The 15,434-nt window shown below is 34.0% G+C and carries 10 protein-coding genes; 5 read left to right on the plus strand and 5 right to left on the minus strand.

Annotated features, from left to right (window positions below):
• Window positions 1–2: 2 nt before the first annotated feature.
• Window positions 3–3,638 carry a helicase-exonuclease AddAB subunit AddA gene (addA, locus tag LAB100_RS01535; RefSeq protein WP_119326277.1) on the minus strand — a complete coding sequence of 1,212 codons (3,636 nt, stop codon included), beginning with the start codon at window positions 3,636–3,638 and terminating at the stop codon, window positions 3–5.
• Entirely contained in the window at window positions 3,631–7,134 is a 3,504-nt protein-coding gene (locus tag LAB100_RS01540) for a PD-(D/E)XK nuclease family protein (RefSeq protein WP_119326276.1), read from the minus strand. The genes addA and LAB100_RS01540 overlap by 8 nt, the downstream gene beginning before the upstream one ends.
• A gap of 102 nt (window positions 7,135–7,236) precedes the next feature.
• Here LAB100_RS01540 and mvk point away from each other — a divergent pair, with 102 nt between their 5' ends.
• From mvk to fni, 4 genes are read left to right on the plus strand one after another with little or no spacing between them, the layout of a single operon-like run.
• Entirely contained in the window at window positions 7,237–8,187 is a 951-nt protein-coding gene (gene mvk / locus LAB100_RS01545) for a mevalonate kinase (protein ID WP_119326275.1), read from the plus strand.
• Complete coding sequence (gene mvaD, locus LAB100_RS01550; protein ID WP_119326274.1) at window positions 8,180–9,145, plus strand: diphosphomevalonate decarboxylase; 966 nt, start codon at window positions 8,180–8,182, stop codon at window positions 9,143–9,145. The genes mvk and mvaD overlap by 8 nt, the downstream gene beginning before the upstream one ends.
• 24 nt (window positions 9,146–9,169) lie before the next feature.
• The gene (locus tag LAB100_RS01555) at window positions 9,170–10,249 is read left to right on the plus strand and encodes a phosphomevalonate kinase (protein WP_162894189.1); all 1,080 of its coding nucleotides are present in this window, start codon (window positions 9,170–9,172) and stop codon (window positions 10,247–10,249) included.
• Entirely contained in the window at window positions 10,242–11,288 is a 1,047-nt protein-coding gene (fni, locus tag LAB100_RS01560; protein ID WP_119326272.1) for a type 2 isopentenyl-diphosphate Delta-isomerase, read from the plus strand. Before LAB100_RS01555 ends, fni begins: the two co-directional genes overlap by 8 nt.
• On the opposite strand, the gene LAB100_RS01565 is transcribed toward fni, so the two are convergent.
• The 3 genes from LAB100_RS01565 to LAB100_RS01575 form a co-directional block, all read right to left on the minus strand.
• Window positions 11,285–12,637, minus strand: a complete 1,353-nt coding sequence (locus tag LAB100_RS01565) for an RsmF rRNA methyltransferase first C-terminal domain-containing protein (RefSeq protein WP_119326271.1) — start codon at window positions 12,635–12,637, stop codon at window positions 11,285–11,287. The two genes, fni and LAB100_RS01565, sit on opposite strands and share 4 nt — an antisense overlap.
• 4 nt (window positions 12,638–12,641) lie before the next feature.
• Window positions 12,642–13,616: a hypothetical protein gene (locus tag LAB100_RS01570; RefSeq protein WP_119326270.1), complete on the minus strand. Its 975-nt coding sequence runs from the start codon at window positions 13,614–13,616 to the stop codon at window positions 12,642–12,644.
• Window positions 13,617–13,755: 139 nt separating this feature from the next.
• A complete protein-coding gene (locus LAB100_RS01575; RefSeq protein ID WP_119326269.1) occupies window positions 13,756–14,517 on the minus strand; it encodes a hypothetical protein in 762 nt (253 codons plus the stop codon).
• 216 nt (window positions 14,518–14,733) lie between these two features.
• Between LAB100_RS01575 and lepB the strand changes: the two genes are divergently transcribed.
• Window positions 14,734–15,399, plus strand: a complete 666-nt coding sequence (lepB, locus tag LAB100_RS01580; protein WP_119326268.1) for a signal peptidase I — start codon at window positions 14,734–14,736, stop codon at window positions 15,397–15,399.
• Window positions 15,400–15,434: the final 35 nt, after the last annotated feature.

A 15,434-nucleotide genomic window follows, 5' to 3' on the forward strand; every position in this document is an offset into this window, starting at 1 on the left:
TTTTAATTTTCTTGTAAATCAACTGCTTGGTTAACCTTCAAGAAATAAAGATATTTGCCCACGACGGGCTTGTTTTTAATTACAGAAATAGCTTCTGCATATAAATTGACTTGTCCGGAATATTTAGAAATAAGTTCACTCATATTTTGACTTGTGACGCGATCAGTCTTGTAGTCAAAAATGATTATTCCGTGATCTAATTCAATCACACCATCAATAATACCATGAACTAATATTTTATCGTTAGTGGAATAGTCTTTTGAAGACTTTTTAAACAACTTTTGTGCGGGCATTAGAATAGAACAAGGAAATTCGCGACTAACACCTGCTTGGTGATCAATAATCATCTGTCCTAAATTGCTTTGATAGAAATTGGCCAAACTTTGACAATCGATTTTTTCAGCCAATTCCTCTGTTAAAAGCCCTTCATTTGTTAATTGAGTTACCAGCTCTTGAAAATCCTCAAGAGTTGGAGTGTGATCAAGGCCAACTTTTTGTAGAACTAAATGCGTTGCACTACCAATTTCAGCATTAGTAACCTTTTTAGTCTTAGTTAAAAATTGTGGTTTGGCAAAAGAACCTAAGTTATAACGAGTTTTATCATTCTCTTCTATCAACAAGTCTTCTGCCATATTCTCGTCATCTGGATCAGCAAACAAACCTTTGATTTCAGATACAGACTGATAAGCTGTTGTATCAACTGAATCTTGATATTTATATTTCAAATCTAAAATATCGTTAACAGATTTCTTAAATAACTCACTTGGTTCAGTTGGGGTTATTTTAATACGAGCTGTATTTAACTGTGTTTCATCTTCCTTAGTTGCTTGAATCAATTTGAAGTTCAATTGGCAATTTTTATTAAAGAACTCCGGTTCATTGACATCGGGCAAAGTACTAATACCAACTAAATTTTGAAAATTATTAGCCTTTAAACGATCAGATTCACTGACTAAGCCACTCTTATCTATTTGAATATTACTCCAAGACTTATAAAGATCTTCTTCTTTTTTAGTAAATCCAAGCATAATCAATTTTTGCCGTGTTCTAGTCAGAGCAACATATAATAGTCGCATTTCTTCAGAAACCGTAGCAATTTTCTTTTGATTGCTAATGATACCACGTTGAATAGTCCGATATTGAACTCGAGAATCATTGTCAGCAATAGTAATCCCAATACCTGCCTGCGCATCAAAAACTGTATTATCGTTAACATCCATCATGTTGAAATTTTTAGCCATATCGAGATAAATAACTACTGGAAATTCCAATCCTTTCGAACCATGGACAGTCATGACTTTAACAGTATCGTCGTTAGCTTCAATACTATTAGGTTGGGATAGATCCTTATCAAGATCTTGCATTCTTTGGATAAAAGCAATAAATTGATGCAAACCTTTATAATTATTTTCTTCATAAGAATTAGCTCGTTGATAAAGTGCATGCAAATTGGCCGCTCTTTGCTTACCACCAGGCATTCCCGAAACATATTCTAAAATACCCGTTTCTTGATAAATTTTCCAAATCAAACGAGCAATACTGTTTTTATTAGCAAAATCACGATAACTTTCCAACTGTAATAAGAAAGACTTGAGTTTATTCTGAATGTGCTTATCAGCACTATCGTCCAATAGGTACTCATTAATAGCAGTGTAATAAGTATTTCTCTTGTCGACTAATCGGATTTCAGCTAATTCTTCTTCATTCATTCCAACAATTGGCGAACGTAAAACTGCCACCAAAGGAATATCTTGATAAGGATTATCGACAATATTTAACATCGACATCATGATCTGTAACTCAGTCGTTTGGAAATAGTTTTGAGCATCAGTTACCATGATAGGAATATTGACTTTTGAGAAGTAAGAAATGATATCTGTATTGCTATCACGAGTACGAGCTAGGATTGCAATATCAGAATATTTCAAAGAACGAATCTTTTTAGTAGGATCATCAGATTTGATCTTATTATCATAAATTTGAAAGTCGCTATCCATCAGAGCTTGAATTTTCTTAGCAGCAGCAGTTATCAAGGTTTGACGTTTAGTTATTTCCTCAGATTCATCACCAACATACACTTCAAATTCATTTTGAGTATCAACTGTATCGGGAAAATCCGTTCCAGTAATCAATTCAGAATCTTTGTCGTAATTTATATCACCTATTTTTTTATCAAAGATCTTCTTAAAAATCTGATTAACAAAATCATCAACATTTTTAGAAGAACGGAAATTCTTTGATAATTGAATCAACTCGTTAGGATTGTCATCTTTTTGAAAGGCATCATACTTTTCCGTAAAAAGCCTTGGTGCGGCTTGTCTAAAACCATAAATTGACTGTTTGATATCACCGACCATAAAGCGATGATTATTTTCACATGAAAGTAAATCGATGATTTTATCCTGCATAGGGTTAACATCTTGGTATTCATCAATCATTAATTCATGGAACTTATTTTGATAATATTCTTGAGCAATCCTGCGACCGTCGACCTCTCCTTCCAAAATATCAACAGCACGATGCTCCAAATCGTTAAAGTCTAAAACATGACTATTAGTTTTCAAACTATGAAATTTATCAATAAACTTATGTTCCACCTCGACCAATTTTTCAACTAGTTTTTGTGCCTCAATTAAAGAGTCATTAACTTCTGATTCCCCTTTAAGAAAGTAATCATTGATCAATCCATCAAGCTGAGTTTTGATATTCTTACGAATTTCATCGGCCTCTTCTAAAAAGGAAGTATCTTTTCCTTCCATATCGGCTTTCTTCAGGGAAGTTTTTCTAGCTTTAATTTTAAAATTAACAATAGCAGCTCTTAATTCATCGTAATTTTTAAAACCTGGTACAGCATCTATCAATTCGGATAATTTTTCTTCATATTCTTTAAAAACATCTAAAAACGAACTGGCCAATTCATCTTCTGAAGCCAAATTATTTCCATGTTCACAAAGAGTTAACATATCAATTAATCTTTGCTTGATTTGTGGCAAAAAATTATTGTTATAAAACTCTGAATCAGAAAACGTTTCAGTAAACTGATAGTTTTTCTCTAAATTATCCAACCACTCATCAGTATCACCGTTCGTGATAGCAAAATTATAGAGTTTAAAAACAATATTCTTTAAACCGTCATCGGTTCGATCATTAGTAAAGTTATCACTTAGACGAAAGAAGTCCGGATCAGCTTGACTGTAATAATTATCTCTAACATTGTCATAAGCCTGTTCTTGAATAATTGATTTTTCAGTATCATCGCTTAATAAACGGAAATTAGGATCTAAATCAATCACATAATAAAATTTCTTGATAACACTCAAGCAAAAAGCATGTAAGGTACTGATATTAGCCATTGGTATATGAAAAATCTGTTTTTGAAGACGTTTCTTCATTTCAGAATCAGTTGTTTTGTTAGCAGCATCCTTTAATGCATTTAAAAGTCGTTCTTTCATTTCTTGAGCAGCGGCTTCAGTAAAGGTCGCAACTAATAAATTGTCGACATCCTCATCAGTTTCTAGTTCTTGCAAAATACGTTCGATCAAAATAGTAGTTTTCCCTGAACCAGCTGCGGCAGAAACTAGGATATCGTGCCCATGATGGCTGATTGCGTCTTGTTGTTCCTTAGTCCAATTAGTCATTTTCTTCTACCTCCAAAATTTCGCCAATTTTTTCTAAAACATCTTCCTTGTTGTAATTAATAATATCGTGATATTCATTTTCAGGTAACATGGCATCAAATTCGAAGATAGGACGATAATCACTATATTGCAATCCAGTGACTTTTTGGTATCTATAAGGATTCAAGTTCAATTTTCCAGAATAGATCTTTTCACCAGCATTTTTAATTAAATGACGATTATAATTGAGAATTCGGAAAAGATCATTGTCAGAAATAACATCATTTTTTCCGAAACTGACTACAGGTGACCTCGATGAACGTACTTGTTTACCTGTCCGAGCTTCAACATCAAAGTTATCTAGTAAGTCCTCATCATCTAACAATATTCCCTGTAATTTAAACTTGCTGAGAATCTGTTTTTCAATAGGTGTCTTAGTCTTAGTTAAACGAATAAAAGGATTACTGATGTGTTCATAAAGTGCCCCACCAATTTTGACTTCTTTATCTTCAGGTTTAAATAGTTCCAAGTTGTCACTTAAACTTTGGATATATGTTGGCATCTGCATAGTAATACCATCAAGAAATTGTGGAAAATTAAAGTTTCTCTCGCTTGACTTGTAATCAACAATTGTCAAATAAGCCTTATCCTCATCACTCAAATTCATTTCATCAATTCGGTCGATTTTTCCACGGACATTGATCAAATGATTTCCTGAAATTGGATATGATAATCCAGGCAGATCCTGTTGCTGATTGATTCGGCCGAAAGTAACTTCAGAACGTTTTGGAACAAAGTGATTTCTAGTATATTGAACTTTCATATTTTTGATCAACTGAACTAAAGTACTTTGTAATTTATCAGAGATGTATAACATTCTAGCTGAAGATCTAAAGATTCTATTCTCAGGCAATTCAGCTTGTTCAGTAAATAAATCACCAACTAATTCAGTTATCTCAGTATCGGCAAAATCAGTTAATTTTTTACCCGTCTTATTAAGGTATTTTACTAATCCATCTAGTACAGCATGGAAGATCGAGCCTGTTTGAGCTGGTGTGATTTCAAAGAGTTGACGTGGATAGAGCCGCAATCCATACTTTAAGAAATATTCATACTCATTCATATAAAATGTTTCCAATTGTGAAATTGAAACATTGATATTTTTGCCATACAAAGCATTGACCGTTTCGGGTTTCAAATCAAATGGTTTATTCTGGTAACTCAAGGAACCCAAGGCAAACTCCGATGTCTCAGGTTGTTTTTGAATCAATTGCTGACGTACATACTGCCAAGCATCTGGTAAACTGACATTTTTATCCAAAGCAGCTCTTGAAACACGAATCAAATAATTCAAAGTTGATGCTTTCGACCCTACGTACTCCAAAACATGATTAGCATCTTGATCGTCACTATTAGGATTCAAAAGTTTATCTTCAATTGTTAAACCAAAATGTTCCTGAATTCGTTTGACATAACTAGACAATTCCTGTTTTTTACTATCTTCTGACAAGTTTGGATATGTGAAGATCAAACGTTGTGAAGCCGTTGTGAAGGTTATGTCATGTAAAAACGGCTCGGAATTATTAACAACCTCATCAGATTCTTTTAAAAACTTACTATCATGTAAGTTCTCATTTAGGAAACCACGTTCATCGTCTGTAACTAAATTATTTGAAATCGTAGCTCCAGGCATATTGCTAGTTGTTGAGCCAAGGATAATAGTGATTTTACGATTATTAGGTTGAATCATCCCTATTTCTGAGATACTTACGGCATCAAGTGTTGAGGGAATTTGCGAGTAAGTAGCATTTTCAAATGCAGCATCTAGAATACTGATGAAGTCATCAGTTGCAAACTCCTGTTCACCAAACACTGTCACGTATTCATCTAGTATCTGATTGAACAAGTTTATGATTTGTTCTGGTTGATTAGCTAATGTCAAATTCTTTTGTTCCGTAGCTTGAGTTTGCCATTTTAAGAGAATTTCAAAGACATGATTTTTAGTCAGAAAATCATATAGCAAACTAGCACTATCTAATGAACTATGACTTGCGCCTAAAAACTTATCTAATTCAGAATAAAGTTTTTTAACATAATCTTTAATAAGATTGATTTGTTGATATTCTTTAATTTTGACTTGATCGACTTTGGCATCTAATTTGACACTTGGCTTGAATTTAGAACCTAACCAAGCCCTTTTACCAATGCCGTTGGCTAAAGCATAGTTTTCTGTAATATCAACTGCCTGGCGAAATCCTGCCAAATCGTCTTGAAACTCTTCTGGAATCAGCAATTCTGTTCGCAATAAACTGATTACATCATCTTCCTGCATCCCATGACCATAAACTGCAAATAATAAATCAATTAGGCGTTTGAAGGGATGATTTGCCATTTTCTTTTGAAGATCTATGAAATATGGAACCTCATTATTCTCCATAAACGATTCAATGAAAGAGCCATACTCCGATAAATTTCTGGCAACAATCAAGAAATCTTTATAACGATAATCTTGACGTGCTACCATTTGCCGAATATAAGAACTTATTGCTGAAACTTCAGTTTGCTTATCTGTACACTTCCAAATTTGAACTGCATTATTGTTATCAAAACGACTTTTTTGAATGCTGCCGACACCACTAGATTGCAACCAATAGTCTTCTAATTTGGCAAGGTCTGCACTAACCCGCAATTCATCAGCAAAGTAATTTCGTGTAATAATTTTTTGACTCTTAGCAAAGTCATGTAACTGCTTATAAGTTGAATTAGAACGATAAAAGAATTCGGATTCCTCTTCAGTTTTTAAAATTGGTTTATCTAAAACTAAAGAAACATTCAAATTGTTGCTATTAATCATCATTGACTTGACTAGATTCAATTCAGTGGCTGTAAAAGAAGAAAATCCTTCAATATAAAAATGATACTGGCTGGTATGAATCTGTTTATTCAAAAAATCGGCCAAGGCATTTAATTGAAAATCATTAGTATTATATGATTGAATTCTTTCAAGATAAGCCTTATAAATTAGGTTCAGTTCTTTGATTTTATCAGCAAAAACATCCTGTTCATTGCTATTAAGTACAGCGTCGATATCATCTGGTTCAACTTGACCATTCAAAAACTCATTGAATTGAGAAATCATTTGGTCAATAAAACCTGGTTTGTTGATCATGCCGGAAAATATTTTTAATTTTTTTTGATTATTTTGAACAATTTCTTTCAATAGCATTGCAGCTTTAGTTTGCGTTAAGGTTTCTACATTATACTCACTGCTATCACGCAAAAAATACCAAGCTAAACGTGAAAACGAAAAAGTCTGAACATTATTTGTCGCTACCAAAGAATCGTTATCTTTAGCAAACGATTTGAGGATATTTACTTCTGATTCAAATTTAATATGATTAGGAACTAAGAAAAAATATTGTCCTTGAGGATCTTTTTTTAAATCTTCTTGGAACAGCGCCATCATTTTTTTGTGATGGTCATATTGATTCTTACCTAGTACAAAATTCAATGTCATTTTTATTCACCCGCAAAAATTTTATCATAGTTAGTTGCCGTAAAGTGGAAATCATCTCAATAGATGTATAAAATAAAGACTTAGAGAAACTGAGGTGAGCATGTGCTTAAAGGAATAGGTAAAAGTCACGGAAAAACAATTATTATGGGAGAACATGCGGTAGTTTATGGCTATCCTGCGTTTGCTATCCCACTACTTAGTACACCCGTGATCGTTAAAATAAAACAAAGTCAGACAAGTTCTTTGATTTCCAAGTACTATGCTGGAAAAATCGATCAAATCCCCGATTCGTTATCCGGAGTAAAATATTTGATCAATCTATTAAATGAAGAATTAAATCATCAACAAATCCAATATACGATCAGTATTGACAGTGGTCTACCGATCGAACGTGGAATGGGCTCTTCAGCAGCCATTGCCGCAGCATTAACTAGAGCTTTTTTTGATTTCTTCAACAAATCATTGAACCATGCAACACTCCTAGATTACGTTAACAAATCAGAAACAGTTACTCATGGAAAAGCTAGCGGCTTGGATGCCTTAACAGTCAGTTCTGATTACCCAATTAAATTCGGTCAAAATGAATCACCAAAGAGCTTCACTTTTAACTCTGAAGGCTTTATTGTAATTGCTGATTCTGGAGTTAAGGGTAAAACTAAAGAAACTGTCGCTGATGTAAAAAAAATGTACGATCAAAATCCTGTTAAAACTGGTGCTTATTTGAAACAGCTAGGCGACTATGCTACTAAAGCAAGTTCTTATTTAATTAAGGGCAACCTAAAGCAATTAGGACTAGTTTTTTCTTTAGCAAATGAAATTTTGACCAAACTAAATTTAGCAATTCCTAAGACCGATAAATTGATTGATGCCGCTAATCATGCTGGAGCTCTTGGTAGTAAAATCACTGGCGGTGGCCGCGGTGGCTGCATTATTTGTTTAGCTCATAACCTTAAAAATGCTCAAATGATTCAAAAGGCCCTAATAAAATCTGGAGCCGAACAAACTTGGATTCAACCACTATCAATTTATGCGGAGGATTCTGATCTTGACTAGAACAGCACGAGCTTACACAAATATTGCCTTAATTAAATATTGGGGCAAAAAAAATAAACAGTTGAAATTGCCTTTTACAAACAGCCTATCTTTAACTTTAGATAGATTCTATACAGACACAAAGGCCACTATCATTAATAACGATGAAGATATTGTTTACTTAAATGGTCAATTATTAAATACAACACAAAATAAACGTATTTTAAAATATCTAGATACAGTTAGACAATTTTATTCATTTAATGATCACTTTCAAATTGATTCAATTAATCATGTACCAACCTCGGCTGGATTTGCTTCTTCAGCATCAGGATTTGCAGCTTTGGCAGCTTCTATTAATGAAACAAAAAAATTAAATTTGAATCGTCGTCAATTATCAATTTTGGCTCGTAATGGTTCTGGCTCTGCTAGTCGCTCTATCTATGGTGGTTTTGTCGAATGGATTGCAGGTGCCGATAATGAGTCTTCTTTTGCCGTGCCCATTGACGAGAACCCAGAGATTGATTTAACGTTATTATCGGTTGTGATAAACAAACATAGTAAAAAGATTTCTTCAACCGTCGGAATGGAAAATTCCGTAAAAAGCTCCCCTTTTTATGAAAATTGGGTTACACTAGTGACTTCAGAGATAAAAGAAATTAAGCAAGCAATTGCTCAAAAAGATGTCCAAAAAATTGGTGAAATTTCCGAACATAATGCAATGTGTATGCATGCCTTGACCCTTTCGGCTAACCCTTCGTTTACATATTTTGAACCGGAAACATTACAAATAATTCAAATAATTAAAGAATTACGTCAAAAAGGTATCTTTGCGTATGCTACAATTGATGCCGGTCCAAATGTTAAAATTATATGTACGAAAGAATCGCTCCCTAAGGTTCAAACATACATCGAACAACAACTATCAAATGTAACAACTGTCATTGCCAATATAGGTTCTGGTATCCAATACATCTGATATAAATTGAAAGGTATGATATTTTTGTCTACAGGAAAAGCACCTGGAAAATTATATTTAGCTGGAGAATATGCAGTCGTTGAAACTGGCTTTCCGGCTGTCCTTACTTCAGTAAATAAATACGTCACCGTAACGATCAATAAAGCTCAAAACGGTGGAACGATTCAGTCTAAGAATCTTAATAAGGAACTGATTCACTGGAATCGTCAAGGAACAGAATTAATTTTTGATGATTCAGAAAGTCAATTACAATATATTCTTGCTGCCATTAAGTTCGTTGAAAAATATGCACTTGAGAAAAATAAAAAATTAAATTATTACGATCTTTTAGTTACAAGTGAACTGGATTCAAAAGATGGTAAAAAGTATGGCTTAGGTTCTTCAGCAGCTGTCACCGTTGCCGTTGTAAAAACACTAGGTGATTTCTACAACTTGAAGTTATCGGCCATGGATATTTATAAGATATCAGCCATCTCCCACTTATCAGTTCAAGGCAACGGTAGTCTAGGGGATATCGCAGCAAGTGCCTTTGGTGGTATTGTTGCTTATTATTCACCTGACCGTAACTGGATTTTTAATATGATCCGTAATCATAGTATTACTGAGATCTTAACTTTAAATTGGCCTCAATTAAAAATTCAAAGTCTTGTTTTACCAGACGATTTAGAGTTAACTGTCGGTTGGACTGGTTCTCCAGCATCGACCTCGATTTTAGTTGATCGAATTGCTTTGACTAAAGCCCAAAAAGTCGAAAAGTATCAAAACTTTCTCCATGCTAGTCGCAAGAATGTTGAAAAATTAATTGATGGCTTTAAAACCAATAATTCCACTTTAATCAAAGAAACATTCAGCAAGTATCGTGATTTGTTATCCGATTTAGCTGATTTCAGTGATGTTCATATTGAAACAGAACTCTTAACTAAGCTTTGTGATATTGCTGAAAGACTTGGTGGCTCAGCCAAAACTTCTGGTGCCGGTGGTGGTGACTGTGGCATCGTTTTAAGTGATAAGCTGTTAAACGTGACTGAACTAAAAAAAGAGTGGCAACAAGTTGGTATTACCCCATTAACTTTAAAAATTGGAGAAACGATTGCTCATGCCTAAACAAGATGCCCAGATTCAACGTAAAGTTGAACATCTTTTCTTAGCTGAAAAATTTTTTACTGACGAATCATTTGCTGGTTTTGATAAGGTTCGCCTACTTCATGATGCCCTACCAGAATTACAAGTTAAAGACATTGATCTGACAACTGACTTTTTAGGCAGTTCGATATCTTTGCCTTTTTATTTTAATGCTATTACTGGTGGCTCTCATCAATCGGATCATTTTAATACTGAATTAGCACAATTGGCTAATAAATTAAATGTTCCTGTCTCGAGCGGTTCAATGGGAGTATTTTTGCGACTACCTGAAGAAACTAAAACTTCTTTTACCACTTTAAGGGAAAATAATCCTGAAGGATTCGTCATAGCTAATGTTTCTGCCAAAGTTAATGCTCAGCAGGCACAAAAAGCCATTGATCTAGTTCAAGCAAATGCTTTGCAAATTCATCTTAATGCCTTGCAAGAGTTAGCTATGCCGGAAGGAGATCAAGAATTCTTCTGGATTGATAACATAAAAGATATTGTTGCTACGGTCAAGATTCCAGTTATTGTAAAAGAGGTCGGTTTCGGTATCTCTCAAAATAATTTGGCCCAGCTCTATGAAGCTGGTGTTAAATATGTTGATATTTCTGGTTTTGGAGGCACTGATTTTGCTCAAATCGAAAGTGCTCGTAATCATGAGTTTGATTTGACTTATTTGGATCAATTTTCACTTTCAACCGTGGAATCCTTGCTTGAATCTCGATCTTATCAAGGCAAGATGACTATCCTTGCCTCTGGCGGTATCAGAACGCCAATGGACGTTATCAAATCTTTACGTTTAGGTGCAAGTGCTGTGGGAATGTCAGGGCTAGTACTCCATCACTTGCAAAAGCATTCCTTAAGCGAAACAGAAATCTTCTTTGATGGATTTATTAAACAATTAAAATTGATCATGGCTGCTATTGGTGCTAAATCAATTTCAGACATCAAAAAAGCTCCCATCATTCTTGATGAGAGCTTGATGAATTATATGAAACAACGTAATTTAAAACTCTAACGTCTTAATCCCTTGGGATAGACGTTTTTTATTTGCTGATTACTATATCTTCCCCAGCTAAATAATTTATTTTGATAAGATAAACCAATCCACTTATTATCAAAAGCGGGTTTATTAGCTAAAATAACTGATTCACCATGCAAATATTTCTTAAACTGATCTTGATCTAATTCAAAACTAGTCTTTAACAATTCAGGTTTGAGTGCCAATATCCAAGCGATATCGGGCTCAAATCTATTTTTTTTGAATTCCCCTAGCTTCAAACCATTTCTCAAAATATGTAGTCCTTTAAAACGACTATCCAAACTAGCTGCCTGATACAAAAAATCACTGATTTTGAGCCAATTTTTTTCTGATAAATTAGTTAAATTAACTTTAGCAAATTTTTGGACAAATTGAATATCGTCCTTTTTTACACCATCATTGATCTGACGTTCTTTTATTTCAACTGGTTCGCCATCTTTAACTAGTTTACACATGAAGTGCCCTTCACCATTGAATTGATCTGGGAACATTCGTAATGCCTTAGATAATTCAGTATTGCCATTACCCCACTCAGGTTTACCATCTTCCATACCGGCATACTTCTTTACCTCAGCTAAATGCATATCAGGATATTTATCTAAGAACCAAGCAATATTTTGCTCGTTTTCTTCCGGTGAAAATGTACAAGTTGAATAAACAAAAGTACCACCATTATTTAGCAACTTATAAGCTGAATCTAAAATATGTCTTTGACGATTAGCACATTGTTCAACATAATCTAAAGACCAATACTTAACTGATTCAGGATCTTTTCTAAACATTCCCTCACCTGAACAAGGTGCATCCACTAGAATTTTGTCGAAGAAATTTTCAAATTTCTTTTCAAAATCCTTGGGTGAATTATTGGTTACCACCGTATTAGTAATTCCCATTCTTTCGATGTTAGAGGACAACACCTTAGCTCGTTTAGCGTTTATCTCATTACTTACTAAAAGTCCCTGAGAATCCATTTTTGAAGCTATATAGGTTGTTTTACTCCCAGGTGCCGCACAAAGATCCAGAATTCGATCATCTTTTTGAGGATTTAAGATTTCTGTAACATACATTGCGCTTGGTTCTTGACTATAGACGTAGCCAGACAGATGATCAATTGAGTTTCCATCAATATCACCATAGTAGCCAATGTTACTATATTCAATTGGCTTATCTAACGAATAAGATACATTTTGATAATTTGCCTTAAGGGGATTCAAACGAAAAGCCTCTTGACTATCCGATTGAATAGCAGCAAAGAGTTTTTCCGCTCTATCTCCCATCAAATTACGATATTTTTCTTTAAAGTCTGGACTTAAATCGACTTTCATTAAATTATTCACTCCGTTTAACAAAGAATATTTGCGACAATCCGATTAGTATAGTAATTAAAACCGAAATTGTCATGAACAAATTGAAGGTATTATGACTGATAATAACTATCTTCCAGTTCACAGCTGCAAATCCAACAGCAAATGGCACTAACGTATAAATTAAATAACGAATCATCAAACCATTACGATAATTATTCTTCAAATCTCCAGTTAAATGTGATCTTGATAGATCATATTTAAGTGGTACTAAAATATAGAAATCTACTGCCACAATTAAGAAGACTAACAAAACAATTCCAACGAGATACAACTCACCATTGTTGCTTGTTTCAGCATTGGTAAAATCATCAGTCTGCGGTACATACTTATGTGTTGACTTAACATGCAGAACTTTTTTGATCTTATTGAAACTTTCTTTATTGCTGACAGCTCGACCATCTAGTACTGTTGTTACTTGGTTTAGATGATACTTAGACTTAGGTTGATTGGGTGACAAAGATACCAAGGTTTGCGAATTCAAAATATCTGCCCCATCGAATCCAACATTTCCAATTACAGAAATATAGCGATTATCAACTTTAATGTAAGCCTGACTTTGTGGCTTATATGCTTCTAGTTCTGAACTTTTCCCTTGAATGGCAAAAGGTATTTGCGAAATAAAATCATCCGCTGAGAAATAACGACCTGAAGTAATCGGCAATTTGTTAATATTCCCATGACTATATATATAGCCTATATCACTATTGCTTTTTTCAAAGAAAATCAACTGATAACTAGATACTTTCTTTTTGGCTGTTAGATCTTGAACTGCCGTTACTAAATTCTTTTTGGACTTTGTATGCAAAACAACGGCTTCTTCACTCATACCTAGACGATTCATTGTATTATTATACTTGATTGAGTCACTCTTAGAGATCGCCACTCCAGTGAGTAGGATAATCAAAAAGATAATTAAACTCGAAACTATTTTTTTCATAAAAATTCACCTATAAATTTGTCTTACTGATATATCATTTTACACTAAAGACCAAGTGAACGTGACAAAACATAGATAGCTTTTGCATAATAATGTAAAAGTAACCACCAGCAAAATATTGTTAGTGGTTACCCTTGTTTTATTTAACTAAATAAAGTTGATCATGAACCAAATCATAACGTGAGTAGACTTCATTTATTTCATCAATTCTTGGATCTGATAGTAGTTTAGCATCTTGCCAAAACTCTTTACTATCAGTAGCACCATCTTTTTCACCAATAACTAAGAAATTAACGTTCATTTTACGGACCCTTTGTAAAATTTGATAATCAATATCTTCGCGGTCTGGACTCCAAGCCAAAATAACATTATCCACTTGCGAACCATATTTATCTAAGGCCGACAAGGCATCTAATGACTCCACATCAGTAAGCTTTAATTTTCCTGTTTGATTATATTGAGACCAGCTCAAATTGTCTGTACAGTAAGTTTTGACATCCAAGTCACGTAACCCCTTAGAAAGATATCCATTTCCGGCCATTAATTCTAAGAAACCTTGTTCAGGAAAGTTCTTTTTAATAGCTGCTACAAAATCCTGAGTAATCGTTGCCCAGTAACCGAAACGTGTCTGTAAATATGTACGAAATTCACCGAGATCATGGTCGAATTCTTCTAAATGAGCTGACATAGCTTGAAATTCAATTTCATCCAAACTAGTATTTTGTTCCATGTAAGATGTAATTTCTTTTTCGCTCAATTGAAGTTGTGGAAAGTGATACTTTGGCAACTGATTATTATTCAAAGCCTCACAAATTCGTTCCATAAACTTGATACGGGCATTAAAAACCATTCCATTTGGCAATTTGCTTGTATCCTGTCTCAATCCATCTATATAATTCATACTTTTCTCCCAGAAATAATTTACCGATATAATGATTCATTTCGTGAATCATCTTACTAGAGATTAGACAAAACATAAAGCAATTATCCTTGTACGGCCATAAGGATCCATGCTTTTTTAACATTAGATTAAATTTTTATGATGAAAATAATACAATTATTTCCAATAATTGCGAAAAAGTGTAATATCTTAGTTAGTACATGTACGAGGTGAAATATGGCAGAAAATAATAGAAGACGACGGCCTCAAAAGGAAGAAGAAAGCGGTTGGCAATTTTGGTTGCAAACCATTGCATTAACCATCGCAATTTATGCAGTTTTCTTCCTTGGCTTTAAGTTTATTCTTTCAAACGATAAAGTATCTGGACCTTCGATGCAACCTACTTTCGAGAATGGCGATAAAGTCATTGCCACAAGACATTCAAATATTACACGTGGTGATGTCATTGTTTTGAAGGCTCCTGATGAACCTGGATCATTTTATATCAAGAGAGTTATCGGTTTACCTGGTGATACAGTTGTTTCTAAGAACAACAAGATTTACGTTAATGGTAAACTATTCAAAGAGGACTTTCTCAAGGCGGGTAACAAAGTTAAAGAACCTGATACTAATGTTTATGCGGGCAAGCCTTACAGTTTCACGTATAATTTCACTTTAAGCTCTTTAGCTAAGGATTCACCTGAATGGCAACAACGATACAGTGATTCTTATCTAAACAAGATCAAGAAGACTAATAAGGTCCCTGCTGGTACTTACTTTGTTATGGGAGATCACAGAACCGTTTCCAAAGATAGTCGTATTATCGGTTTCATCAATAAGAAGAGTGTTATTGGTGAGGTCAAATGGCGTTACTGGCCATTGAATAAATGGACAGTCTTTTAAAATAAAGATTAGATAACATATTGGAGGTATTTTTC

This window comes from Companilactobacillus musae, from assembly GCF_003967595.1.
Taxonomy (GTDB): Bacteria; Bacillota; Bacilli; order Lactobacillales; family Lactobacillaceae; genus Companilactobacillus; species Companilactobacillus musae.

Excerpts from the sequence above, each read along its gene's own strand:
- addA (WP_119326277.1), bottom strand. The coding sequence starts at position 3,638 with ATGACTAATTGGACTAAGGAACAACAAGACGCAATCAGCCATCATGGG.
- LAB100_RS01540 (WP_119326276.1), bottom strand. The coding sequence starts at position 7,134 with ATGACATTGAATTTTGTACTAGGTAAGAATCAATATGACCATCACAAA.
- fni (WP_119326272.1), top strand. The coding sequence starts at position 10,242 with ATGCCTAAACAAGATGCCCAGATTCAACGTAAAGTTGAACATCTTTTC.
- LAB100_RS01565 (WP_119326271.1), bottom strand. The coding sequence starts at position 12,637 with ATGAAAGTCGATTTAAGTCCAGACTTTAAAGAAAAATATCGTAATTTG.
- LAB100_RS01570 (WP_119326270.1), bottom strand. The coding sequence starts at position 13,616 with ATGAAAAAAATAGTTTCGAGTTTAATTATCTTTTTGATTATCCTACTC.
- LAB100_RS01575 (WP_119326269.1), bottom strand. The coding sequence starts at position 14,517 with ATGAATTATATAGATGGATTGAGACAGGATACAAGCAAATTGCCAAAT.
- lepB (WP_119326268.1), top strand. The coding sequence starts at position 14,734 with ATGGCAGAAAATAATAGAAGACGACGGCCTCAAAAGGAAGAAGAAAGC.